Raw genomic sequence first — 26,280 nt, 5'->3', positions numbered from 1 at the left:
CGCACCCGTACGACGGTGACATTGCTGCCCCCTCGCCTTGCATGTATTAAGCCTGCCGCTAGCGTTCATCCTGAGCCAGGATCAAACTCTCCATTGTAAATTTTGTTTTGTGGTAATCCCGAAAGATTCCACGTTATCTTCTTAAACGTACTATCTTGTTACTCTCTTCATCATGTCAAAGAACTGTGCTCCGCGTCTTCCGAAACTTGATGCGCTGATCGTTCTCAGCGCCGTACTACCCGATTGGGAGTGCAAAGGTGCACCTCTTTTTTTTCATACGCAAGTACAAGGCAAAAGTATTTTGAAAGTTTTTTTGAAATAATTTGTAAAAAGCTCAAAATGAGGAAAATGTGCCCCGAAAATATTTTGAAGTTTTTTTACGGGGTTGGGTGCGGATCAGGAAATGGGGCTGGAATGGATGGGAATGCGGTTGTGGGTTCTTTTTCTGGTTGTGGGGAGGTTGGGTTTGATGGTGGGTTTGTTTGTGGTTTTTGTTCCTATATATAAGGAAGGGGGATGTTTTGTTCAGCAAGGCAGTTTGCGGATGGTTCATAGGAGGCTCCGAAGGAGCCGTGGGAAGCTTGGTCGTACTTGATTGCTATAAACAGGTGGCTCCGAAGGAGCCCTAAGAAGCTTGGTCGTATTTGATTGCTATAAACAGGAGGCTCCGAGGGAGCCCTAAGAAACTTGGTTGAATTTATTTGCTATAAACAGGTGGCTCCGAGGGAGCCTGGCACATTACGGGATTTGATTTTTGATAGAAACAGGGAGCCCCAAGGGAACTGAGAAAATTTCAAGGTCTTTGAATTGTCAATGACTGTATAGGAACCACTTTCCATAAAAGGAAAAACCGGGAATGGATTGTATAAATAATTCATTACCGGTTTACCATATATTATATACTTGCTACTACAATCTAACCAATCCTTCAATATCAGCTACTGATTTGATAAGCGGTTCACCTAATAATTGATAGCCATTTTCAGTAATCAAAAAATTCTCCTCTACCCTGGCACCTCCAAAATTGCGGAACGCGTCCAGTTTGTCATAATTTATAAAATCCCTCAATTTCCCTTGCGCCTTCCACATATCCATTAATTCAGGAATAAAATACAATCCAGGCTCTACGGTAAGTACAAAACCAGCTTCCAGTTCTCTCCCAAGCCTTAATGATTTCAAACCAAATTCTTTGCTTTTGACCATTCCTTCTGAATAACCAACATACTGCTCACCCAGATCTTCCATATCGTGCACGTCCAGACCCATCATATGTCCGAGTCCGCATTGGAAAAATAAGGTATGGGCTCCTTCCATCACGGCATCTTTAACATCACCTTTCATCAATCCCAGTTGTTTCAATCCATCAACCAAATATTCGCACGCAAGTTTGTGAACATCCAGAAACCTGATTCCTGGTTTTAATGCATTGGCTGCTGCCTGTTCGGCTTTCAGCACAATTTCATAAACTTCCTTTTGTAAGGAGCTAAATTTCTGATCAACAGGAAAAGTTCGGGTAAGGTCACCTGCATAATGCATTGCAGTTTCAGCACCGCAATCGCATAAAACTAGCTGGCCCTTTTTCAAAATATCACTTGTCGGATGATTATGCAGCGTTTGCCCGTTTACGGTATAAATAACAGGATAAGCAATATTCCCACCAGCACTCAGCGCAATTCCTTCAACAATACCAGCCACATATTTTTCAGTAACACTCTCCCTGGAATAACGGATTGCGGCAAGATGCATTTCGTTACTCATATTTACAGCCTTATCAATTTCTGAAACTTCCAGAGCAGATTTGTAGGCACGTTGGGCGATTACCGCTTTAATCAATTTAACAGACGCTTCTTCACTTACTTTCGCAATTGTAATTTGTAAAATATCACTCAGTTTGATAACCGCGTCTGATCGGTATGGTGGCAGGTAATGAATGGTTTGGCCGGACGACAAAGCCTTTTGAATAAAAACTTTAAGTGAATTTGATTCAGCTACTTTATAAATTCCCGTTTGCGCGGCAATTTCCGTCAAGGATGGCTGCGTTCCCATCCACACGATATCATCTATCGTTGGTTCGTTACCAATGATGATTTCAATATCTTCATCCACATTAATGATTGCCGCTAAACCAGGCTTATCCAATCCGAAGAAATACAGAAAACTGCTATCCTGGCGGAAATGATAGGTGTTATCCTTATAATTCATTCCTACCTCTTCATTCCCTAAAAAGAGAATCAGCCCACTGCCAACTGCTTTTTTCAGCTTATTTCTTCTATCCTTATATACATCAGTACTAAACATCTTCTTTTTGTATTTTAAATAACAATCATTTAATTCTGTTCCAACCCATTTCACTTTTCCAACATCAACGTTTTTATGTATTTCACCGGAGTACTTCCGTAGCTCAGGAATTTTTCATGGAAAGATTTCAGATTGAACTTATCACCAAGCTTTGCTTTATAATCCCGGCGTAAATCAATAATCTCCTTATAACCGGTATAATAACTTGTCAGCTGTACATTACTCACACTGACTCTTTTCCATTTCCCTTCCGCTTCTGCTTTCTGCTGAAACGCTTCTTTAATCAATAAATGCATCGCTTCATCTTTACTCATATTCCCGGCATGAACGCTATAATCCAGAATTGTATTACAAACGGTTCTCAAATGCCATTTATACCACATCAGCCACATTTCTGGTTGATTATTACCAAACCCATTTTCCAGCATCATCTGCTCGGTATAAACTGCCCAGCCTTCGATCATTGCACCATTTCCTAAAAGTGACTTAATAAGACTTGGTGATTGATTGGCATAAACAAGCTGAGTATAATGACCCGGAATTGCTTCATGAATATCAAGGATCTGCATAATGTAATGATTGTATTCACGCAGATAACTCTCAGCCTTCTCCTTTGGCCAGTTTGTTATACTTCCCACATTATAATAAGTATTTCCACCCTTGTCATAAGGACCAGGCGCGCTGATGGAAGCCCCTGCAACACCTGCCATATAAGCCGGTTCTTTTCTAACAATCAGTGGTTTTGTCGGATCAAGCGTAATCAGTTTCTTATCATTGATAAATTTATTTAGGCCGGGAATAATGTCAGAAATGGCAGTTTGAAAATCCTGCTGTTTAACGTGATTCACAGAAAGTGTGTCAATCATCTTTCCAATTAATTCAAGTGAATCTTTGGGCATCGGCTTTGTCCCAAAATATTTTGGCCATAACTGTCTGCTAATTAAGGCCATTTTTAATTGTACTTCTTCCTTTCTGGCAACTGCTGAATCATAAATCTGATCTGCTGTATAAGCGGATTGAATGTTGTGTGCGAATTTTCGACCATAAAGCTCTTTTCCTAACCTGAAACTTCTCGGCTTTTCACTTTTCAATTCTTTAAGCCATTTTGTATAATCTTTTATAGCCGCAACAGCTTTTGCTGATCTCTCGGTAATCTGTTTTTTTTCAGATGCACTAAGTGTAGATACTTTTAAGGAATCCAGAAGATCATTTTCAAATACCGACAATCCGCCCAAATTCTGATCAACTGCAAGATTTAAAAGCTCTGGAACCGGGTTTGAAATGATGTTTTTTGCAGCTTTATAATATTCCGGAACATTTACCAGTCTTCCATTGATACTTTTTAACCTTTTATCCAGCGGGGCATAATTTTCTGTCAAAATGAATGCAAAGGTTCCGCTAACGTTATACGATGAAGGATCCCATTGATATGATTTTAACGTATCATAATTCCATTGACTTTCTTTAAGCAAATTTTGAATTAGATAAAAGTCGGTTTGATTAGCAGCGGATAACAGTTTGGGATCCATTGCAGCGAGTGAATCCAGTTGGTTTTTGGCAAATTTTAAAGACGCATTAATCGAATTCCGATCCGGAATCACCAATATACTGTCATATTTATGATATCCTGCCGTAGTGGCCCAGTCCGGATTCTGTTTCCATAATGCTTCAATAAAAGATGCCGAATAATCTTCGAAAGCTTTATTTGACGTACCATCGTTTTCTTTCGAAGACGGAGTTTTGCAACCTGTAAATAAGAACGATGATAAAATAGATATGGACAATATAAACCTGGCAATTTTGATTCTTCGCCCGATTGCTTGCAGGTATGATTTCATACGGCTTTCGCAGAAGGTTAAATTTTGATTCGACATAAATGATGAACAACAACTAATCATGTTCAATTTGTCAAATTTATACTTTAACCGCAGAATTTTCTCGTATGTATTTAATAAGTTTTTATCCGATTTTACCCGTTGAAAAATAATCGAAGAAGCTGTGCGTAAAAATCAAAGATTTATTGGAGGAGGGCCAAATATGTAAAAATTAATTTGTTTCACTCAAAACGCACTTACAACACTACGATCTGTCTGGTCACATCAATACCTGAACCTTTTATCCGAACGATGTACTTTCCGGACGAGAGGTTTCTCACTGGAATTTTCACCCGGCTTTTCATGTCTTGTTTCTGATAAGTCATGACCCTGCCTAAAAGGTCATAAACCGTAATTTCTGCACTGATAATATCGTCGCGGGACTCAACATAGATATCATCCCGGGCACCGGGATTAGGAAACACTACGATATCATATTCGCCTTCAGTAATAACTTCAAGCTGATTGGAAAATGCCGAATAACACGTTAGTAAATTTGTACCGATCGCAAATGTTTCTCTGGCGCGGGCTGAGTATGCTCCGGTCACTGTCAGTCTGATGCTGTTTGTAGCAGGAGTTTCCAAAATCGTCTCATCTCTTTTCCAGTCATACGACTCATTAAAACCTGTTTGATTAATGCTAGCGGTGGCAGTGAAAGGCCCGGTTTTTTCAACAATAGGCGTAGGTATTTCAGGGCGGACAATCAATGCGGCTATACCTGAATTATCGGAAACGCAGCCAAATACGCTTTGGCTTCTTACAAAATAATTACCCGTTTCTGAAACCGTAATTGTGGTACCATTTTGTATTGTTTCTGCTGCTCCCTGTTTGTACCAGGTATATTCATCATTTCCGGGATTGATGGAAAAAGTAAAGGAAGAATCCGCACAAACCTGCTGCGAACCGGATTGAATAATGGTTGGCGTAGCTGGTTTGACAGAGGTAGTTATGACCATTTTCTGGCTTCGGAGTGTGTTGCCATATGCGTCCTTGACACGCGCTATATACGTACCAGGAGTAGAAATATTAATCGTCCTTCCGCCACCCAGATCTCTTAGTGTTCCATTGACATCTGTATACCAGAAATAATTTAAATAACCATCCGGCAAAGTCAGATTTACGGAATTATTATTGGCATCGCACGTACTTGCAATTCTTGGCTCGTCAGACACTGAAACCGGATTGACAGTATTGAAAAAAGTATCGTTTAAAACATCATTCCATGCATTGGCAAGAATCGTTGTTCCCTCAACTCCCTGGAAATGAGTTCCGTCTCCTCCCCGGCTTACATATAGATTATCAGTTTCGGGACCTGCATACGCAATCCCCGGAAGATCCTGGATTACAGCATTTTGTGCCGCAATTACCGATGGACTTGTTACTGAAACGTTATTTTGATTGGCAATTCTGGAAGTCCTCGCAATAACCCAGGGTATTCTGGTATTAACATCACTGCTAAGCTTTGAAATCAGATCCTGAAGTCCGTTTTTGTAATCGTTAAAAGTTGTATTGAGAGGAAAGTTATCCGATTCTCCCTGCATCCAGAGTATTGCCCTTGCTCCATACTGTTTGACATAATGCTGCATGGAAAGCCGGACATTGGCATAGGGCATTTGTGGCGCAAACTGAATTAAACCACTGGCTACGTCAGATGTAGGTTCATTCCGGCTGCTTTTATTCCAATTCAACAGAGCTGTGCCCTCCCAGGCAGTATTTACAAAAAGTACAGGAACATTTAATTTCGCAGTTAAAAGATCTCCAAGAATTCCCCAGCACCAGGTTCCATGACCTCTAAGGCCCATGGTTATGTTGCTTTTATTCAGTTGGGTAAATAGTGGAGGTGGAAGATTATCCAGAGAATTGCTTATCTCATTATTGTGATCGATGTAATTGACACGCTCATCGTTGGCTACCGGACTTGTGTAATTTATGCCCTGAGCATTGGACTGGCCGGAAATAATAAAGATTTCTCCCACACCTACCCTGGAAATTGAATAAGGGTTGCCAATGATTACCCCGCCTTTTGAGCCCCGGACTTCTATGCTGTACCAACCGCCAGCGATTCGTATGGTACCGCTAAAAACACCACCGATAGGATTATCCTGTAAAGTTTTCCACGGAATTTCTTCACCTTGCCCGGCTTTTACCGGTATAACATGTACTTCAATTTTGTCGACAGCTATGGTATAACTTCCGCTTATGGTAACATTTGCTGATTTGTCTAAGTCCCTCTGATGAATCGCACGTTCGAGTGGTGCGGTGACAATGATCTGCGCTTTCAGACAAAAAGGGAACAGAATAAGAAAAATACACACCTGGCAAGTGGCTGAAAAACCTCTTCTCTCAGGAAAAAAATCTAACATATATTTCATGAAGTGTGCAAATTCATTAGGATCATGGTGTAACTAATACGACACAAAGTTTGTAAAAAACGTTGGGTCGAGCAACAAAAAACTATTAATCGGGCGAGGAGAGTTACTGTGTTTTAATTAATTACGATGAGCACCCATAAATTGTTGCGCAGGAAGGAATTATCCTTAACAAAATAAATCCTGCCCCAGACAAGTTGAGACAGGATTTAATCACGATTTTCAAAATTCCGTTGCTTATATATCCTTTGCCTTACTTTTCATTTGTGCATCAATCACAGCTACAAGAGCCATGTTATAAATACTACGAACAGAACTACCTAATTGAAGCACATGTACCGGTTTTTTCAGGCCTAACAAAATCGGGCCAATCGCATCGGCATTTCCTACTTCCTTCATTAAGTTATATGCAATATTACCAGCGGCCAAGTTCGGGAATATAAGTGTATTCACATCCTGGTTTACAAGTTCACTAAAAGGATAACTATCCTGCAGGTTTTTCGGATTTAGTGCAACACTTGCCTGCATTTCACCATCCACAATAAGTGATGGCATTCGCTTTTTAATCAGCTTTCTGGCATCCGACATAATTTTAGCCTCCGGAGAATCGCTGCTCCCGAAGTTGGAATAACTTAACAGCGCAATACGGGGAGTCAGGTTAAAATTTTGAACTTCTCTTGCTGCCAGTGCTGTAATATCGGCCACCTCTTCCGCTGTCGGGTTGAAGTTGACCGTAGTATCGGCAAGAAATAACGGACCTTTTTTTGTTATCAAAAGGTACATACCCGCAATCTTTTTCACACCATCTTCCGTCCCGATTATTTGAAGGGCAGGACGGATCGTATCCGGATAGTTTTTGGTTAGACCCGAAATCATGGCATCCGCGTCACCGGTTTCTACCATCATACAGCCAAAATAATTCCGGTCTGTCATCGCTTTTTCCGCTTCATATTCATTAATTCCTTTACGCTGACGTTTGTCAAAATAAAGTTTTGAATATCTCTTTCTGTTTTCCGCCTGCGCATCACTTCTTGGATCAACGATAATCATACCGTCCAAATCAATTCCATTGACTACTGCCAGTGACTTTATCTTATCTTCCTCGCCTAAAAGAATCGGGAAAGCTGCTTTTTCATCAAAAAGAATTTGGGCCGCTTTCAATACTTTCCAATTGTCAGCATCTGCAAAAACAACTCTGCGCGGATCCAGACGGGCTTTATTTCCTATCACACGAAGTAACTGATTATCCAGACCAAGGCGGTGATTCAATTCCTCCTTATACGCCTCCCAATCCAGAATATGCTTTTTTGCCACGCCACTTTCCATCGCTGCAAGTGCTACCGCCGGTGCAACCGTTGCAAGTAACCGCGGGTCAAGCGGTTTTGGAATGATATAATCTTTACCAAAAGAAATCGTCTTCTCATTGTATGCCAGATTCACAATATCCGGCACAGCACTTTTCGCCAGATCTGCCAGCGCTTTTACGGCTGCCAGTTTCATAGCTTCATTGATCTGCGTTGCCCTTACATCAAGCGCTCCACGAAAAATAAACGGAAAACCAAGTACATTATTAACCTGATTTGGGTAGTCGCTTCTGCCCGTTGCCATAATCACGTCGTTTCTTGCACCGGTTGCGGCTTCATAAGAAATTTCCGGATCCGGATTTGCCATTGCAAAAACAATCGGATTATTAGCCATGCTTTTGATCATATCCGGCGTCACCACATTTCCCACACTCAGACCTAAAAATACATCTGCATTTTTCATAGCAGACGCGAGTGTCATGTCAGCATTTGCTGAAATGGTATACGGTATTCTGTCCTCACCAAGATCCGTCCGGGAAGCATGAAGCACGCCATCTTTGTCAAATAAGATAAAATTCTCAGGTTTTGCTCCCAATGATGTATACAAAAGTACACAGGACATGGCTGCCGCTCCTGCCCCACTAATGACAAATTTTGCCGTTTCAATCGTTTTTTTCTGTAACTCCAATGCATTAAGCAATGCCGCGCTGCTGATGATGGCGGTGCCATGCTGGTCATCATGCATGACCGGAATTTTCATTTTCTGCCTTAATTGTTTTTCAATATAAAAACACTCAGGCGCTTTGATATCTTCGAGATTGATTCCGCCAAACGTAGGTTCCAGAGCCAACACGATCTGAATAAATTTGTCAGGATCCGTTTCGTTTATTTCAATATCAAAAACATCGATATCAGAAAAAATCTTGAATAAAACCCCTTTACCTTCCATTACCGGTTTGCTGGCTTCCGCTCCGATATTTCCCAGACCAAGTACCGCGGTTCCGTTTGTGATCACGCCAACGAGATTTCCTTTGGCAGTGTATTTATATACTTCCTCTACATCTCTGAAAATTTCTTTACAGGGTTCAGCCACCCCGGGAGAGTACGCCAGAGACAAATCACGCTGGGTTTTCGCATCTTTTGTTGGAATAACTTCAATTTTCCCGGGTCTTCCTTTGGCATGATAATCCAGTGCCTGTTCTTTTCTTAATTGCTCCTTCATAAAATAAATTTCAATTCACTTCTCAGAATCATTGATTCTTTTGATTGCGCAAAAGTATCACACTTTACAATGAATACCTGTTGCCGGTTCATTGTTTTACCAATAATCCATCAAATACTTAAACCGATCTACCAATCACGGCAGATTTTTAATTGCATCGGCAAGCATTTCTATATATTTCTCACGATCAATATCATAAACAACTTCGGCGTTTGGCTCTTTTTGCAGCACATTGTAATAATCCACCACGGTTGCTCCGCTTGTGAGTTTTCCCATAGTTTCAACAGCTACGTAACATGGTTTTGATTTAAATATTTCCGGGTTCATCAGCCAGGCTATCGCACACGGATCATGCAGTGCCGCTCCGCCTTCCAGTTCAAGCCGGTTCTCTCTGTAAAAAATGGAGAAGAATTCCAGCAAACCCGCTGCCGCTATACCTGATTTATTACCAATAGCTCTGAAAGTTTCGATATCCTGCTGAAAGACCACAGCATTATGCGTAACATCCAGGCCGCACATCGTAATTGGTACTCCTGAGTCAAAAACGATTGCTGCTGCTTCCGGATCAGCGTAAATGTTAAATTCAGCTAACGGCGTCATATTCCCACGAAAAATCCCACCGCCCATCAAAGAAATTCGTTCAATTTTGTCTTTCAGATTAGGAAAGGCCAATAGAAAAGCTGCGATATTAGTCAGCGGACCCGTGGGAACGATGGTGATTTTCTCCTGACTTTCCCTCAGAATATTGGCGATGCCTTCAACAGCCAGGATACTTTCAGCTTCCGAAACAGGATCAGGAAACACGGCTCCATCCAGACCACTTTCGCCATGCACATGATCTGAAACCAGTAATTCACGAAGCAAGGGTTTTTCACATCCCCGGTAAACCGGAACGTTCACTTTCATCAAAGATATAAGTCGCAAGGCATTGAAAAGCGTCTTATCCTGGGTCTGGTTCCCGGCCGAAGTCGTTATGGCTTTTACATCAAATCTGCCGCTTCCGAAAGCCAGCATAAGCATCAGGGCATCGTCAAGGCCTGGATCGCAATCTATTATTACTGGTATTTTTTTCATTTTAATTTAATTCATGTTGATAAGGAGCAGAACTTTGTGCACCCATCCGGGTAACCGAAATGGCTGAGGCTTTGCATGCAAATTGGCAGGCATCAATCCAGTTTTTCCCTTCTGCCAGGGCGGTTACTAAGGCTCCGTTGAAAATATCCCCGGCCGCCGTTGTGTCCACCGGTACTACCTCGACAGCAGGTATTATTTCCGAATATTCTTTATTAAAAAGGTAAACACCGTTTTTGCCCAAAGTGATAATGACATTTTCTATTCCTTTATTCCGGAAAAAAAGTGCCGCTTCCTTCGTGGATTCCGGAGAGTCTGGCAGGATTCCGGTTAAAAGCCGGGTTTCCGTTTCGTTTGGCGTAATCAGATAAAGGCCGTTTAACAATTCGTCATCAAGTTTTACAGCCGGAGCCGGATTGAGTATTACTTTGATATTCAGATTATTACATTTTGTGATGATATATTGAATGGTATCCAGCGGAATTTCAAGTTGCAGTAAAACAAGATCAACTTCATCAAAAATATCATCCCGCAAATCCGAAGGTTTTAAATTCATATTGGCACCCGAAGCGACCACAATCTGATTTTCACCTTTTTCATTCACTATAATGGATGCCACGCCGGATGGAAAATCGGCAGTCTGAAGGATATTTTCAGTTATTAAACCTTCTTTTTTAAAGCCTTCCAACGCTTCTTTACCAAAAATATCCTTTCCAACCTTTGCAACAAAGCGCACCTCAGCACCCAGACGAGCCGCAGCCACCGCCTGATTTGCTCCTTTCCCGCCCGGATTCATCAAAAAAGTCTGCCCCAAAACCGTTTGCCCGGGCTGGGGAAAGTCTTTGGTTTTAATCACCATGTCGGTATTCGAACTCCCAATAACAAGTATTCTGGCAGACATATCAATTTATTTTCTGATCAATCACTTCTAACAATATTTCGGTTTCAAACCAAAAAGCTAAGTTATTGATTAGAATAAACAATCAGCTCTTGCACTATGTTTTTCCTGAATTAAAATGATAATGTTTCCAAAAATTGGAAACTCTGCCGCCAGGGAAAATCAGCATATACTTACAACTGCATTTGTACTTAAAACCAAAATCCGTTGAACAGGAACGATTTCTTTTCTAAATTCGGTCACATTTACTGATTATCGCTAAATGTGTTGTAAAGACACAACTTCGACAGTAATTATCGGTGACTAATGCTTTTAATATTAACATTCTTTTTTCTTTTCAAACTATTCCCGAATACCCTGTTTCATTATGTTGAAAATTACTTTAAGTCTGTTTTCCGCCTTTCTTATGTTTGCCTGGTACAATCCGCTGCATGAGAATACCGAACCCCGGAAAACTTCGCAAACGCGTATTGATTCCTTACCCAACGCATCAAGCTGGCCGAGTGAGCTGGTTCTTACCAACTTTACCGGACCAGATCTTACACCCAGTCCTGCCTGTCTTGCGGTGGCTTCCACAGGAGAAGTTTATGTCGGTGTTGATATGATCGGATCGCTTGGAAAAGATCCGGGAAAAGGCAGTATCGTCAAACTAGTTGACAGTGATAACGATGGTAAAGTAGACAAACATACCATCTTCGCTATGGCAGATGATCCACGCGGAATTATCGCGATGGGCGATAAAGTGTATGTACTTCACACTGTTTTTTCAAAGGAAAATGGCCTGGCAACAGGAATGGATCTTGTTGTTTTTGAAGATAAAAATAAAGATGGCGTGGCTGACGGCCCGTCAAAACCTTTGATTGAACATATCAGTAACCCGAAATTCCTCCAAAGCCGCGGTACAGACCACGCCACGAATGGAATCCGGATGGGCATTGACGGCTGGATTTACATCGCAGTTGGTGATTTTGGTTTTCATAATGCGATTGACCGTTCAGGCAAAAAGTTGACTATGCTGGGTGGCGGTATTGTTCGCGTACGCCCTGACGGCACTGAAATGGAAATTTACACACATGGTATGCGTAATATTTATGACGTCGCTATTGATCCGTACATGAATATCTTCACACGCGACAATACCAATGACGGTGGCGGCTGGAATATCCGTTTCAGCAACCAGATCCAGTCCGGAGAATATGGATATCCTGTTCTTTTTCAGCATCATACGGATGAAATCATTCCGGCACTGATTGATCTTGGCGGCGGTTCAGGAACAGGTTCATTATACATGGACGAAGATACCTGGCCTGCAAAATACAACCACGTACCGATGATGGCCGACTGGGGAAGAAGCCAGGCATATATCCACCGGGTTACACCTGACGGAGCTACTTACACGCAAAAAGAAGAAGATTTTATAAAGTTGTCGCAGATTACCGATTTAGACGTGGATGCTTCCGGGCGACTATACCTTGCTGCCTGGGATGGGGCGGGATATTCAGGCAGCCCTTCAAAAGGATTTGTTGTTCGCGCAGTTCCAAAAAACTGGAAATACAAAGCTTTCCCAGAGGTTAAAAAACTATCCATTAAAGAACTGGTAACAATTTTGAAATCCGGAAGTGCAACGGCTCGTCTTGACGCACAGCAGGAATTGATCACTCGTCCGGCCAAACAAGCAACGGAGACTGCATGGAAACTCGCTTCTGATAAATCTTTACCGCTATACACGCGTGTAGCCGGAATATATGCCTACGAACAAATTGCAGGCGAAAGCGGAGTGGCTAATCTTGTTAAGCTCGCTTCTGAAAATGATGTGAAAGAATACGTTTTACGCGCTTTAACGGATCGCAAAGGAAATCTTAAAAACGTTCCGACAGAATTATTTCTTGCCGGAATGAAGGATACTAATCCGCGCGTACAGCTTGCTGCTACCATCGGACTTGGCCGTTTGGGACGGATTGAAGCGGCTGAAGCTTTGCTTCAGGTTAAGGTTCCTGCCTCATTTGTTGCACCGGCAAAAGATGTGGAAGGACCGCATGCGACGCCCAACTCGCCAATTATTTTGCCGCATATTGCTGTTCGCTCGCTGATTAAATTGAATGCTGTCGACGCATCGGTAAAAGCGATCGGAACAGAAAATTCGACTATTGCACTTTGGGCATTGCGTTATATGCATGATCCAAAAGCGGTCGACGGACTGATTGCTGCTTACAAAAAATCAAGTGATCCTGAATTGAAAAAACAGATCCTCGTTACTTTGGGTAGGTTATACAAAAAGGAAGCAGACTATGACGGTTCATGGTGGTGGAGCACGCGACCGGATTCACACGGACCTTATTACAAAGCTGTTACCTGGGAATCTTCTCCTGAAATCAAAACTTTTTTGACAGGAGAATGGAATAAATCAGATGCGGCAGGAAAACAATTTTTTGCCGATTTGAATGCCAGGAACCGTATGGAAATTACTGAATTCGGCGGAGAAGAAATTGCGGCTGCCAAAGAAGAAGTAAAAGTTGATCTTGATAAAATCAGAAATAAAAAAGGCCAGGTTGGTGAATCTTCGATTGAAGATGTGATGTTGGCAATGGCAAAAATAAACGGAGATCCTGCATTAGGAAAGACTTTATTCACCAGACAAGGCTGCGTTGCCTGCCATAGTTTAACAAAAGGTGAAACGATGAAAGGGCCGTTTATGGGCCAGATCGGATCGATAATGAACCGTGAGCAGATTGCAGAATCTATTCTTAAACCAAATGCATCCATCTCACAAGGATTTGCCTCTGTGGTGATTACGGCGAAAGGTGATAAAACTTACATGGGTTTCATCACGCAGGAATCTGCGGCAAAAGTTGTTATGAGGGATATTACCGGACAACTTTATACCATCAAAACATCAGACATTGTTTCCCGTAAGGAGCTCGAAGATTCCATGATGCCGACCGGACTTGCCAGTGCATTGTCTTATGAAGAATTTGCCTCGCTGATCACTTTCCTTTCCCAGCAGAAGAAATAATCAGTTTCAATTTTTTACTTGTCAAAAAAGCAGATTCCCGGGAATCTGCTTTTTTGTTTTTAGGTTGATTTAAAAAACTGTCCATTCAAATTCAGTTTTTCACAAAATATTGCTAGCTTCAAACTCACTTCCAATTACTTAACTATCCTTCTATGAAAAATAAGATTACTTCATTATTAAGTTTTGTTTTATCGTTTCTCATTTCTTCAGCTTCACTTTTTGCTCAGGAAGATGTCCTGAAAAAATTACAGGAGATTGCAATCATTGAGCAGAAGATCATGATGCCGATGCGCGATGGCGTCAGACTGGCAACCGATGTTTACCGTCCTAAAACAGATAAAAAAGTACCTATCATTTTTTCAAAAACACCATATAATTTCAATTCCTGGGGAGATGGCGAACTGAAACCCCGCACCTATCAGGATGCACTGGACGCAGTCAAACGCGGATATGCCTATGTTGTTCAAAATGAAAGAGGAAAATTCTTCTCTGAAGGAAACTGGGAAATATTAGGTCCGCCAACAACGGACGGCTATGATGCCTTTTCCTGGATGACAGCCCAGCCGTGGTCAAATGGAAAAATTGGTACACTTGGCTGTTCCTCCACAGCAGAATGGCAGATGGCCGTTGCAGCGCTGGATCATCCCTCCCATGCAGCTATGGTCCCGATGGGTTTTGGAGCAGGTGTTGGGAAAGTTGGCCCGTTTGTTGAGCAGGGAAACTGGTACCGTGGTGGTGCCCAGCAAATGCTTTTCACCACCTGGCTTTACGGAACGGAAACTGATAATATGGCACGCCCGATATTCCCTAAAACGGCTACCAGTGAAGATTTAAAGAGAGTTTCGCGCTTTTATGACCTGGCTCCTGAAATGCCAAAAGTAGATTGGGCACAGGGTTTGAAACATTTACCGGTTCAGGATATTATTCAAAATGTGAACGGACCAAAGGGTACATATGAAAAAATGATCGTCAGAAAACCGAATGATCCGGAGTGGTACAAAGGTGGATTATATCATGACAATATGCCATTCGGCGTACCGAGTTATTGGTTTGTTTCATGGTATGACGTTTCAAGCGGACCAAATCTTGCACTTTTCAATCATGTCAGAAAAAACGGAGTTGACCAGCAAGTGCGTGACGGGCAATTTCTTGTGATCTCTCCTACGCTACATTGTGCCTATAAGCGTGCTACCGAAAATACGGTAGTGGGCGAACGCAGTATGGGTGACGCCCGACTGGATTACGATGGACTGATCTACGGCTGGTTTGACTACTGGCTGAAAGGTGAAGACAATGGTATACTTAAAAAAACACCACGGGTTCAGTATTTTACGATGGGTTCGAACAAATGGCAGCAATCGGAAACCTGGCCACCGGCAAATGTTGAACCAACAACCTATTACTTTTCCAGTAAAGGAAGTGCCAACAGTTTGTATGGAGATGGAAAATTAACTCCAACAACACCAGGAAAAGATGAAAAACCAGACGCATTTGCTTACGATCCGGCTTTCCCTGTTCCTTCTTATGGCGGAAATGTATGCTGTACCGGTACCGCGATCCAGGGTGGTTCCTGGGATCAGCACCAGATGGAAACACGCCAGGATATTCTTGTTTATACCACAGAGCCATTCAAAGATGGTGTCGAATTGACCGGCTCAATTGAAACGACACTCTTTGTTTCTTCTGATGCAAAAGACACAGATTTCACCGTTAAGTTGATTGACGTCTATCCTGATGGACGCGCATTCAATCTGGACGAAACAATTCTGCGCGCCCGCTACCGCGAAGGTTTTGACAAAGAAGTTATGATGGAAAACGGGAAGGTTTACAAGCTAACGTTGAGCCCAATGTCAACTAGTAATTTCTTTGAACCGGGACATAGTGTAAGGGTGGAAATTTCAAGCAGTAATTTTCCTCGTTTTGACAGAAATATGAATACGGGCAGAAATAATTTTGACGAAACTAAAGGCGTCATCGCCCATAATAAAATTCTTCATAATTCCCAATATCCATCCAAAATGATATTACCAATAGTGAAAAAATAAAGGACTTAAACGCAGTGCTTTGGGAGTTCCACAAGGAGTTAGATAAGTTTATTTTTCTGGTTGTTTAGAAGTGTAACGCTGGGTTTTGGATGTTTTGCGCTGAGTCAAAAAAGTTTATTTTCTTTGCGTAACTCAGCGCATAACTCCTCTTACCTCTGCGTTTAAAGGATTTAAACCCAGAGGTAAGTGAGTTTTACGGAGTTGAAAAAGTTTATTTTCTCTGCGTAACTCAGCGTGCAACTCCCACTCCTCTGCGTTTAACCCGTTCAAATTAAGGTTTTTTCATATAGTCAATAGGTGGGCCAACTCTTTCAAAACCGTGCGCTTTGCGAAAATTGTCTTGTTCCTGCTCCGACATTTTTGCCATCTTACCTTCACTCACCGCCTTAAAAAAAGTTTCCATTTTGCCTGCAGGTTGAAACGACATCAATAACTTCGCCTCGCCTTCACTGGTTTTACTGAAAGCGTGAGGTATACCTCTCGGACCAAAAACACTATCACCTACCTTTGCTGTAAAGGTCTCATCTCCTACCCTGATTAAAAATTCCCCGGATAATACATACCACCATTCATCCTGATCGTCATGACGGTGAAGTGCAGGTCCTCCCTTTTTAACGCGGGTTGACTCGAATATGTACAGATCACCATTGGTATCTTCCGAAGACACTTTCGTGAAAAAAGTATCACCTTCCAGTAAGCTGATACTTTTTTCAAACCTGTCTTTCCCGATATCAACTTTAATACCTTTTTTTAATCTTCCCGCAGCAACTGCTTTCATTCCAAACAAAACACCCGGAAGTACGCCAACAGATAATTTAATAAATGATTTCCTTTTCATAACGGAGCTTTTATAATTGCTTACTTAATAAAAGAAAATTATCAACAAATTACTTATCAAGCAATTAGGACCCGAAATTGTTATCAAACGGTGTTTGTTTAAACGCATAGTTTTAGGAGTTGGGCGCAGAGTTAAAAGAGTTTTTTTTCTATTGTGACGGTATTTTATTAAACGCAGAGTTTTTATGAGTGAGACGCTGAGTTGAAAGAGTTTTTTTTTGTCCTCCTGACTCCGCGCATAACTCCAATACCTCTGCGTTTAAACAACCATATTTTCTTTTAGGACAGCAATAAATTAAACGCAGAGTTTAGGAGTTGGACGCTGAGTTTAAAGAGTTTATTTTTTATCTCACTAACTCCGCGCATAACTCCAATACCTCTGCGTTTGAACAACTACTTTTTTTCTGTTGGGCTGGTGATGGGTAAAATGCAGAGTTTAAAATGAGTTGGGCAGAGAAAAATTTACTCCTTTAACTCTGCGGATAACTCCAATACCTCTGCGTTTGAACAACCATATTTTCTTTTAGGACAGCAATAAATTAAACGCAGAGTTTTAGGAGTTGGACGCTGAGTAGAAAGAGTTTATTTTTTCTCCTCCTGACTCCGCGCATAACTCCAATACCTCTGCGTTTAAACAACTACTTTTTTTCTGCTGGGCTGGTGATGGGTAAAATGCAGAGTTTAAACTGAGTTGGGCTGAGAAAAATTTACTCCTTTAACTCCGCGCATAACTCCAATACCTCTGCGTTTAAACAACTACTTTTTTTCTGCTGGGCTGGTGATGGGTAAAATATAGAGTTCAAAATGAGTTGGGCTGAGAAAAATTTACTCCTTTAACTCTGCGTAAAACTCCAATACCTCTGCGTTTAAACAACTACTTTTTTTCTGATGGAACGATGATGAAGTTGAGTAATTCGGTGTGGCGGATTACTGAAATGTCAACTACTGAAAGCACTTCACGGTGTGTCAGCTCTTTAAAAAGTTCGTTGCTGCTGCTTACTGGTTTATTATTAAAAGACACAATGATATCGCCTTCCAACAATTGAGAGCGGGATGCAGGAGAGTTTGCTTCGATATGTGTAACGAAAATTCCTTTATGATTTGAAAGTTTATAGTGCTGGCGGATTTTTTCATTGATCTGCACGTCCTGCAACTGCAAACCCAGATATGCCTTAAAAACTTTTCCGTCCTTGATCAGTTGTCTGGCAATTTCCTTTGCGGTATTAATATCTACCGAAAAGCTCAAACCCTGCGCCCCCTGGATTACTGCGGTATTGACACCTACCACTTCTCCATCGGTATTGATCATCGGCCCACCCGAATTTCCGGGGTTCAACGCCGCATCCGACTGAATTACATTGTCTACATATCTTCCCGATTGCGTTTGCAGAGAACGCCCTAAAGCACTCACGACACCGGTGGTTACGGTATGCTGATAGCCATATGGATTTCCAATTGCAATCACAAATTGCCCGATTTGCAACTGACTGGCATCTCCAAGTTTTGCAACCGAATATCCCTGCGTGTATATTTTAAGAATGGCAATATCAGTATCCGGATCTTTTCCGATCAGCTCAGCCTCTATTTCATTATTGTTCAGTAAGCTAACCATTATCTTTTCCGCAACATCCACGACGTGACAATTGGTAAAGATCAAACCATCCGAAGAGAAAATAAATCCCGAGCCTGAGCCGGCCGGACGCAGTTTTCCTTTATCAGTTTTAAAAACATCTATTTTAACGACTGCGTTTTTCGTTTTATCCACAGCCCCAATGATCATACTCGAAAAGGTATCCATGTCTGTAAATTTTAGTACAAACCTGAACATCAAAAATTTATCCAGTAGTTTTTTTGTGCCAATGTGTCCATTACAACAATTTCAGTATGCCAAAAAGCCAGATCGAAACTTTTCGAATAATGAATTTAAATGGCTTATCCGGAAATGAATAAGTCCCTCAGGAGGTTTGGCTCGTGAAGGACTTATTTCTGTTCAGTTGATGAAATGAATTTGTTTGCTTATTTTAAACTGACATCAAAAGTCTTCTGTTTATGTCAGTTAGTCTTATGCCTTTCAGGGTTTTTAATCTTTCTTCAATTTTGATACCGTTACTAAAAACATATCCTGGTCCGAAAAACTGTTTAAATTCTTTGATCGCCGTATCAAGCTGTTTTTTTGAAACTCCACTGTATACCAATTGCATTAACTGAGCCTTTTCAGGTGTCAAACTTTGAAGTTTCCAGTATTTTGGATGATTCACGCCGATAGGTGATCGGAAATATTTATCGTGTTTTTCTTTAATTAAAAATTCAAAGTCAATATTGATCTGTTTGCTATTATTAGCCACATTTCCTTTGACAATAATTTTAGCCTCTCTGTCTACGGCCAGGATAAATATTTTTTCGTGTATCATGATTTTTAATATTTTTACGATGAACGTTAATTTTGTTGATAAAGAACCTGTTAACAAGCGTTTTGCTGTCGCGGTTGTAGTCATAAGACTAAGATTATGCCAGAAAGACACATTTTGAAAAGAAAATATATTTTATACCACGAATAAGAATAGAAGTGCAATTAAATCTGCATTAATCCGGGATTCCATTCACCAGGATTCATTTAATGTAGAGATTGAAAATTGACCTGAGTAATTGGCAACAGCTTAGAAGACAGTTATTTCTATGGCCCAAGCAAGATATTTCTATTCATTGGATCAATAATTGTTATCCAGAATCTTTTGAAGAACCTGCTGCGACAGATTTATTTTTTTACTTTTTATTGCTTTGAAGAGTTGTTCGTGCAAATGATGATTCATTGCAAAATGACTTATTCCCTGAACTTCTCTGTTTGAAAAGAAACCGCGCATAATCAAAGTAAAACTATGGTACAGATCAGATAGAACCATATTGCCCGATGCCTCTGCAATCGCCATATGAAAATCAATATCAGCATCGGCACATTCCTGAGGTTTTTCTGAATGTATCGCCGCCTTACGTTTTTCAAGATTTTTTTCGATGACCAAAAGCTGCTCTTCTGTATGATTTTGCGTTGCCAGTTTAACAATTTCTTTTTCAATCAATGCCCTCACTGCATTGATATCATCAAAATCGGCACGGCGCAGTCGCTGCTCCATACTTACCGCCTGAAAACTATTATTAACGGTAGTCCCAAAACCCTGCTGCACTTTTAGAATTCCGGAAATCGCTAACGTTTTGATAGCTTCCCTTATCGTAGACCGGCCCACATGATACATTTTCATTAGCTCCGGTTCAGCCGGTATCTTTTCTCCCGGTTGATATTTTCCATTGTCAATGTCTTCCTTTATCTGTGTAACAATCCTGTCGTAAAGCTTCATAACGTATTTGGAATATTTGAAAACAAACATACGATGTTTTACAACAGAAATTCTTGTCCGATCGTAATTATATCATCGTTTTATTATTAAATCCCCAATTGGGATCGAAAAGTGCAGATTAGAAAAACATCAAAACATCATATGTTTTATTAAAACATATGATGTTTGATTGAATCTGAAACTTTTGTTTGATACGTTTGTAGTGTAATAAAACGAAAAGCTATGGACACTACAAGACGCGGATTTCTTTCCGCAGCATCATTATCAACGGCCGGCCTTGTTGCCGCTGCTACTAGTATCAGTTCTTTAATGGCAGAAACAGCAGTTGCTGCAATACCGAAATCAAAAACTGAAAAACCTAAGGAAGAATTGGAAGATTTTGTTTACGATATCGAAAATGGAAGCGAAGGTTATGTAAGTGCGGGAGGAACAGCCAAAGAAGCCACCGTGGAAGAATTCCCGGTTTCGCAAAGTATTGCAGGCGTGACAATGCGATTAAATCCGGGAAGTTTCCGGGAATTGCACTGGCATTCAATCGCAGCGGAATGGGCTTATGTTTTGGAAGGGAAAGTGAGGACCACCGTTATTTCTCCGGACGGAAGCACATCTACCGACGACTTTGAAGTTGGCGATGTGTGGTATTTCCCAAAAGGTCACGGACATAGTTTGCAATGCATTGGCAATAAACCTTGTCATTTCCTGCTTGGTTTTGATAGTGGTCATTTTTCAGAATTCGGGACATTTAGCGTGACGGACTGGCTGCATAATCTTTCACCTGAAATTTTAGCTAAAAATACAGGCCTGCCGATAAGTGCTTTTGCAAAAATGCCAAAGAAAGAATTGTATATCGGAACAGGTAAAATTGCCGTGGAAAATAAACCTGCCAATATCAATACCAATATTCCGGTCAGCAGATCTTCTCACAAATTCAGAATGGAAAGCGATGCAATCAGACAGGATTTTAAAGGCGGATATACGAAACTGGTTTCTTCCAAAGAATTTCCAATTCAAACTACACTGACTGCATTACGAATGAATATTGAACCAGGCGCAATTCGTGAGTTACACTGGCACCCAAACGCTGATGAATGGCAATATGTGATGAGTGGAAAAGGAAATGTAAGTATTTTCGGATCACATGGTAGAGTAAAAACGATGCCTTACAATAAAGGAATGGTTTCCTTTATCAAACAGGGTTATGGACATTATATCGAAAATACTGGCACCGAAACGTTAAAACTGATCATACTTTTTAACAGTCCGGTTTACGAAGAATTATCGTTAAATGACTGGCTTAATTCAAATCCCGGCCAACTGCTGGCGGATCATTTTGGCTTGACGCCGGATCAGGCTTCGTCCCTTACAAAACATGAAAAAGGGATTTTCTAACGTACAGGCCTTTACAAAATCTTCGCTGACAACTTCTGCCAGCGAAGATTTCTATAAACAACTTTATTTTTCACCAATTTCCATATGCATATTGATCAACTGCTTTTTAAATCCAGCTTTTTCATAGGCATTGATCGCAGGCAAATTCCCGCTGTAAACGTCCAGTCTTAATTCTGAAATATGCTGTGAAATAGCCCAGGCTTTAAGTCCTTCAATTATTTTACGGTTAATCCCCTTTCCTCTATGCGACGGATCCACATACATAAATCCCAGATAAGCATGCATCGGATATTTCAAAAAATGCCTGGCATTTTCTATTCGTGCATACCCGGAACCTACAACATCTCCATCAATTTCCGCAACCAAAAGTTCGATATTTGAAGCCTTTATCATTTCTTCAATATCATAATAATATACCGGATCCGGTTTGATCAAACTGTCATATGGCCGCTCGGCCTGGATGACACCTTGTTCAAAAAGAAGTAATGCTGGGAGATCCGACAGCTTGGCCGGGCGAATTTCTATTTCAGACATTTGTCAAGTTGCTTGTTCAATCAATAAATGCCTTTGAAAATGTTATCTTAAAAGAGTTATCAAGAAAATTTAAAAGGCTTATTCAGAAGCTCAACATTAAAGTTTATTCTGGCACCTAATGCATCGAACACTTTAAGTATGGTTTCAAAACGCGCATTTGTAATACTATTTTCTAGTTTTGAAATCTGAGCTTTTTGAACACCAACCAATTTTCCCAGTTCTTCCTGGGTTAAATTCCTTTCCTTTCTGGCTTGCTTTATTGCCTCTCCTAAAAGTCCTATTTTCAGCTCAGATTCAAAAATTTCACGATTTGAAGTTCCTCGTTCACCTATATGTCTGTCAATCATGACGTCCAATGAAACTGTTTTTAATTCCTTTTTCATTTATTTTTGATTAAAATACTGTTTCCTTAAATTTTCGGCTTTTTCTATTTCTTTCAATGGTGTCTTTTGCATTTTCTTAATGATGCCATGAGTAACAATTATAAGCGTCTGATGATCACCTGTCTTGTCCCAGAAGGCAAAGAGCCTTTAAATTTGCTGATTATATAATGTCCTGAATTCCCAAATATTTCCGGTAAGCTTTTTGAGAAGATTACTGTTTGTCATAAACTGGGATTTTTTAATGTTATAGTACACTTTTTCCCTTGCCCTCTCGTCAAGTTTATTAAGAAAAGAAACAGCATCCGGCAATAATTCAACTTTAAACTTCTCTTCCATAGGTGTGTACTTATATTCTTAAACAAATGAATAAGTTTCTCAATAAGGAAACAAGGAATATATAGAAAACAATTGAAATAGCTAAGTATTTTAGGTGCTCTGCTACATAATGACCGGAATTCCAAGGGAGAATGCTTACCTTACTTTCAACAATTTGGCGTAGATTCTGATTTTCAAAACCAAACCGATAATCATTTTCCCTTGCACCAAGTCAAGGTAAATCTGAAAAGTACTTTCTCCAATATTCTATTTCTCAAAAATCAAAATATCCTGAAAGAAAACACCCGGTATTTCTTTCCAGTTTCCCGGATAATAATTAACCAGTTTCAGACCGGATTTTTCCTGAAGAATACGCAAACCTTCTTTTGTTATAGCAATAGCATCCTCAGGATGTTTGGCCGTTTTCAAGGTAAACCAGTTTTCTGAATTGTAGGCCGACAAATCAAAAATCCAGCCGTTCTGTGTTGTGAAATGATATCTTCCAGGCTGGTCGCTCCGTTTGGGCAGTGAATTTTCATATTCCTCATCCAGCAAAAAAAAGGTAATTATCGCTTTCCCGCCTTTTTTCAGAACTCTGTAAATTTCAGTAAAATAAAATATCGCATCTTTTTCACTCATATGTGTCCAGACGGAAAGCGCCGTCACCATATCCTGTGATGCATCCGGAATTGGCCAGGATTTCAGTATGACCGACTGATCACTGGCATAAGTTGGATTGGCAACATCCAGATGAATAAAATTATAATTACTTGATTTATAATGACTTTTACAAAAATCAACATCCTCTGTCATGATATCAATACCGGTATATTCGCCACCTTCGGATACAAAAGGTTCAGAAGAAATTCCTAATAGGCCAGTTCCGCAACCTATATCCAGAATATTATTGCCAGTTTTTTCATTCAGATTTTGATAAATTATCGTTTGAAAAATACCAATCACATGTGCCCACTCGGCATAGGATAATTTACCACCTCTTCTATTTTTAAAATCAGGAATCAGCCTGATATTTTTAGTCCTTCTGATATGCTCTCTATCTGTATCTCGAAAAAGTTTGTCAAGCCAGGGAAATAATTTTTCAATCATGTCTTTATAATTTTTTGAATGTAAATGACTGACTGACATTATATGGTTTTACAATGAATGGCAAGTCAGAAATGTAAGTAACCAACAGTTAACAAATTAATATCGAATAATCTGAAAATTTGTTGTGGTTAAAAGGAAGAAAAGAGAAAAGGATTGATAAATAGTTTTTTACTTGAATTAACAAATATATCAGAAAACCGGAATTGGCAGAACTCAAACAAGAGCCCACACTTCTTTGGTTTGAGATTGTAGAATTATTATCGATCCCCCGTAGAGGCCTCGTTCAATAATACCATATCTTCTATCTTTAACAAGAGATATCTTCTCATTCACACATTTCTTTGATTATGTTGAAGCAAATAATGTTCTGCATTTTTATATGCCTTGTGCCAATACTGCTATGCTGCGAAAAGAAAAATAACGATTCCGTTGTTGAACATCAGATATTTGCTTCTTTGTTACCGGAAATGGTTGATGCTATTTATAAAGATCCTGAAATTTATCTGAATTTTCAGGAAGCTTTAAGGCGTGAAAAAATTGATTCAACACAAATCGATAAGGCACCTTCCCGGGCAGATCGCCGTAAGAAAATCGTTGTTGCCGTTTCAGAGATTTTATATCCTCCTGATCAGAATGACATAGAATCATTGCAGCTAATCATCAAATCAAACAACTTGAAAATTCAAATTCCGAAGAGTAAGATTGCACACAAACTTGTTTTCCCCGTCTACAATAATAAAAAATATATTTTCAAGTATTTCTCAAAATCTCACGAAGAGGAAAGTGAAGTTTATACAGATGGAATAAACGATTGGCGCATAAGCGTTTCATTTTCAAGAATCCAGTTTGATGAAAAGAAAGATTTTGGCATATTAACCGGAACCTACGATTGCCGGCCACAATGCGGCGTTGGATATGTAATCATTGTTCGAAAAACCTCAAATGGATGGAAAGTTTTCAAGGTTTTTGATACCTGGGTTTCCTGATTTTTTATCAGCAAAGTCTTTAATTACTTCATCTGATACCAGTAGAATCGTTAAAAATTTATTGTTCAAAGTATAAAAATTATAAAGAGAATTTTGACTTGAACTTGTAAATTGATACCCGACATCTATAGTATCAATTATTGCTTTTGTTGTACCATTCCTCTGTACAAACAAATCCTCCTTACTTCAAATTATTCAACTTCTGCAACAATCCCTGCCGGATTGGCATGTTTGTTTTATACAACAACATCCAACAATTTAATATCCAAAATCAAAATATGCCGTGTTTTAAAATCAAGAAGCTGTAAAAATTCTACTTCTCTTAACAGTACTGTATATTAATTTAATACAAAAATCAGACGGCGTTCGAAAATTCAATCATATTTGATTAGTTAAACTTTTGTGAATTATAGAAACCGTATTACCGTTAACTATTAATAGTCTTAATACAAACTCAACTAAAATTTAAAACTTTGAAAAATTTTCCGCGACTGACAATGATTCTTTTCGGGATATTGCTCACATCCTGCGACGGATTATTTCAATATAACCCCAATCAGATTCTTTTGAAAGATGATGAAAGGGACTTGAATGCAAAAAATATTGAAAAAATCAAAAGTCTTCCTGTCAAAGATACACTTCGGTTCATTCTTATGGGTGACACACAACGTTGGTATGATGAGACCGTAAAATTTGTTGAAAGCGCAAACAAACAGCGCGACATTGACTTTGTTCTGCACGCCGGAGATATCTCGGATTTTGGAATTACAAAAGAGCTGAAATGGATCAATGAGATCATGCAAAATCTCCGGTATCCATATCTGACCGTGATCGGGAACCACGATATCGTGGCTAACGGTTCTGACGCATATGTCCGTATGTTTGGCCCTTTAGATTATTCCTTTGTCTACGGCCACTATAAATTCATATTCATTAATACAAATTCCCTTGAATACGGACTGGATGGCAGTACACCAAATGTTCCCTGGCTCAAAGCGCAGCTGACCGACAACCCGGATAAAAAAGAAACCATTGTCATAGGGCATGTTCCGCCTTTTGACGCCGATTTTGACCGTAATCTGGAAAAAGATTACACCGGCGCGCTTGCATCTGACACCAACCTGAAATTTACACTTTATGGCCACCAGCATGCTTTCAAGGAAGGTGAATTTTATGATGATGGTGTCCAATATTATCTCACAACGAGTATGGGAGCTCGTGGATATCTTGTCATAACAAGCTGGAAAGGTGGATATAAAGTGGAACGTATTGAATTTTAACCGTT

Annotated in this window: 20 protein-coding genes, 1 rRNA gene and 1 pseudogene; 6 read left to right on the top strand and 16 right to left on the bottom strand. The window is 40.2% G+C overall.

What is annotated here, in order from left to right:
- Nucleotides 1–97: ribosomal RNA gene (locus LXL81_RS26185) — 16S ribosomal RNA — on the bottom strand; the annotation flags it as partial.
- Nucleotides 98–172: 75 nt separating this feature from the next.
- On the opposite strand from LXL81_RS26185, the gene LXL81_RS26180 reads away from it, so the two are divergent.
- Entirely contained in the window at nt 173–322 is a 150-nt protein-coding gene (locus LXL81_RS26180) for a hypothetical protein (RefSeq protein WP_234647929.1), read from the top strand.
- Between the two features lie 587 nt (nt 323–909).
- Here the strand turns inward: LXL81_RS26180 and LXL81_RS26175 are convergent.
- The 6 genes from LXL81_RS26175 to rbsK all read right to left on the bottom strand — a co-directional run bounded on the left by LXL81_RS26175 (nt 910) and on the right by rbsK (nt 11,039).
- Nucleotides 910–2,298: an aminopeptidase P family protein gene (locus tag LXL81_RS26175; RefSeq protein WP_234650519.1), complete on the bottom strand. Its 1,389-nt coding sequence runs from the start codon at nt 2,296–2,298 to the stop codon at nt 910–912.
- 50 nt (nt 2,299–2,348) lie between these two features.
- A complete protein-coding gene (locus LXL81_RS26170; RefSeq protein WP_234650517.1) occupies nt 2,349–4,136 on the bottom strand; it encodes a DUF885 domain-containing protein in 1,788 nt (595 codons plus the stop codon).
- Between the two features lie 233 nt (nt 4,137–4,369).
- Complete coding sequence (locus LXL81_RS26165) at nt 4,370–6,535, bottom strand: sialate O-acetylesterase (RefSeq protein ID WP_234650515.1); 2,166 nt, start codon at nt 6,533–6,535, stop codon at nt 4,370–4,372.
- 243 nt (nt 6,536–6,778) lie between these two features.
- Nucleotides 6,779–9,067, bottom strand: coding sequence for an NADP-dependent malic enzyme (locus tag LXL81_RS26160; RefSeq protein WP_234650513.1), 2,289 nt, complete (start codon nt 9,065–9,067; stop codon nt 6,779–6,781).
- 135 nt (nt 9,068–9,202) lie between these two features.
- Nucleotides 9,203–10,141, bottom strand: a complete 939-nt coding sequence (locus tag LXL81_RS26155) for a nucleoside hydrolase (RefSeq protein ID WP_234650511.1) — start codon at nt 10,139–10,141, stop codon at nt 9,203–9,205.
- Nucleotide 10,142: 1 nt separating this feature from the next.
- Nucleotides 10,143–11,039, bottom strand: a complete 897-nt coding sequence (gene rbsK / locus LXL81_RS26150) for a ribokinase (protein WP_234650509.1) — start codon at nt 11,037–11,039, stop codon at nt 10,143–10,145.
- Between the two features lie 364 nt (nt 11,040–11,403).
- Here rbsK and LXL81_RS26145 point away from each other — a divergent pair, with 364 nt between their 5' ends.
- Together LXL81_RS26145 and LXL81_RS26140 are read left to right on the top strand one after the other, a co-directional pair.
- Nucleotides 11,404–14,049 (top strand): c-type cytochrome, encoded by a 2,646-nt coding sequence (locus LXL81_RS26145; protein ID WP_234650507.1) that lies wholly within the window; start codon nt 11,404–11,406, stop codon nt 14,047–14,049.
- 152 nt (nt 14,050–14,201) lie between these two features.
- Entirely contained in the window at nt 14,202–16,094 is a 1,893-nt protein-coding gene (locus LXL81_RS26140; RefSeq protein ID WP_234650505.1) for a CocE/NonD family hydrolase, read from the top strand.
- A gap of 271 nt (nt 16,095–16,365) precedes the next feature.
- On the opposite strand, the gene LXL81_RS26135 is transcribed toward LXL81_RS26140, so the two are convergent.
- The 4 genes from LXL81_RS26135 to LXL81_RS26120 form a co-directional block, all read right to left on the bottom strand.
- The gene (locus tag LXL81_RS26135; protein ID WP_234650504.1) at nt 16,366–16,932 is read right to left on the bottom strand and encodes a cupin domain-containing protein; all 567 of its coding nucleotides are present in this window, start codon (nt 16,930–16,932) and stop codon (nt 16,366–16,368) included.
- Between the two features lie 873 nt (nt 16,933–17,805).
- Entirely contained in the window at nt 17,806–18,729 is a 924-nt protein-coding gene (locus LXL81_RS26130) for a S1C family serine protease (RefSeq protein WP_234650502.1), read from the bottom strand.
- A 223-nt stretch (nt 18,730–18,952) separates the two neighbouring features.
- Nucleotides 18,953–19,342, bottom strand: coding sequence for a hypothetical protein (locus LXL81_RS26125; RefSeq protein ID WP_234650500.1), 390 nt, complete (start codon nt 19,340–19,342; stop codon nt 18,953–18,955).
- 297 nt (nt 19,343–19,639) lie between these two features.
- Entirely contained in the window at nt 19,640–20,281 is a 642-nt protein-coding gene (locus LXL81_RS26120) for a FadR/GntR family transcriptional regulator (protein ID WP_234650498.1), read from the bottom strand.
- Between the two features lie 222 nt (nt 20,282–20,503).
- Between LXL81_RS26120 and LXL81_RS26115 the strand changes: the two genes are divergently transcribed.
- Nucleotides 20,504–21,670: a cupin domain-containing protein gene (locus LXL81_RS26115; protein ID WP_234650496.1), complete on the top strand. Its 1,167-nt coding sequence runs from the start codon at nt 20,504–20,506 to the stop codon at nt 21,668–21,670.
- Nucleotides 21,671–21,733: 63 nt separating this feature from the next.
- On the opposite strand, the gene LXL81_RS26110 is transcribed toward LXL81_RS26115, so the two are convergent.
- From LXL81_RS26110 to LXL81_RS26090, 5 genes and pseudogenes are all read right to left on the bottom strand, one after another.
- A complete protein-coding gene (locus LXL81_RS26110) occupies nt 21,734–22,204 on the bottom strand; it encodes a GNAT family N-acetyltransferase (protein WP_234650494.1) in 471 nt (156 codons plus the stop codon).
- A gap of 59 nt (nt 22,205–22,263) precedes the next feature.
- Entirely contained in the window at nt 22,264–22,587 is a 324-nt protein-coding gene (locus LXL81_RS26105; RefSeq protein ID WP_234650492.1) for a helix-turn-helix domain-containing protein, read from the bottom strand.
- Nucleotides 22,588–22,692, bottom strand: a pseudogene (locus tag LXL81_RS26100) (type II toxin-antitoxin system RelE/ParE family toxin); the annotation flags it as partial.
- A gap of 42 nt (nt 22,693–22,734) precedes the next feature.
- Nucleotides 22,735–22,923 carry a hypothetical protein gene (locus LXL81_RS26095; RefSeq protein ID WP_234650490.1) on the bottom strand — a complete coding sequence of 63 codons (189 nt, stop codon included), beginning with the start codon at nt 22,921–22,923 and terminating at the stop codon, nt 22,735–22,737.
- Nucleotides 22,924–23,169: 246 nt separating this feature from the next.
- Nucleotides 23,170–24,009, bottom strand: coding sequence for a class I SAM-dependent methyltransferase (locus LXL81_RS26090; RefSeq protein WP_234650488.1), 840 nt, complete (start codon nt 24,007–24,009; stop codon nt 23,170–23,172).
- A 386-nt stretch (nt 24,010–24,395) separates the two neighbouring features.
- On the opposite strand from LXL81_RS26090, the gene LXL81_RS26085 reads away from it, so the two are divergent.
- Together LXL81_RS26085 and LXL81_RS26080 are read left to right on the top strand one after the other, a co-directional pair.
- Nucleotides 24,396–24,995 (top strand): hypothetical protein, encoded by a 600-nt coding sequence (locus LXL81_RS26085; RefSeq protein WP_234650487.1) that lies wholly within the window; start codon nt 24,396–24,398, stop codon nt 24,993–24,995.
- A 473-nt stretch (nt 24,996–25,468) separates the two neighbouring features.
- The gene (locus tag LXL81_RS26080) at nt 25,469–26,275 is read left to right on the top strand and encodes a metallophosphoesterase (RefSeq protein ID WP_234650484.1); all 807 of its coding nucleotides are present in this window, start codon (nt 25,469–25,471) and stop codon (nt 26,273–26,275) included.
- Nucleotides 26,276–26,280 lie beyond the last annotated feature (5 nt).

The organism is Dyadobacter sp. CY356, assembly GCF_021440195.1.
In the GTDB taxonomy this organism is placed as follows: Bacteria; Bacteroidota; Bacteroidia; order Cytophagales; family Spirosomataceae; genus Dyadobacter.
This window is presented reverse-complemented; position numbering and strand designations above follow the sequence as displayed.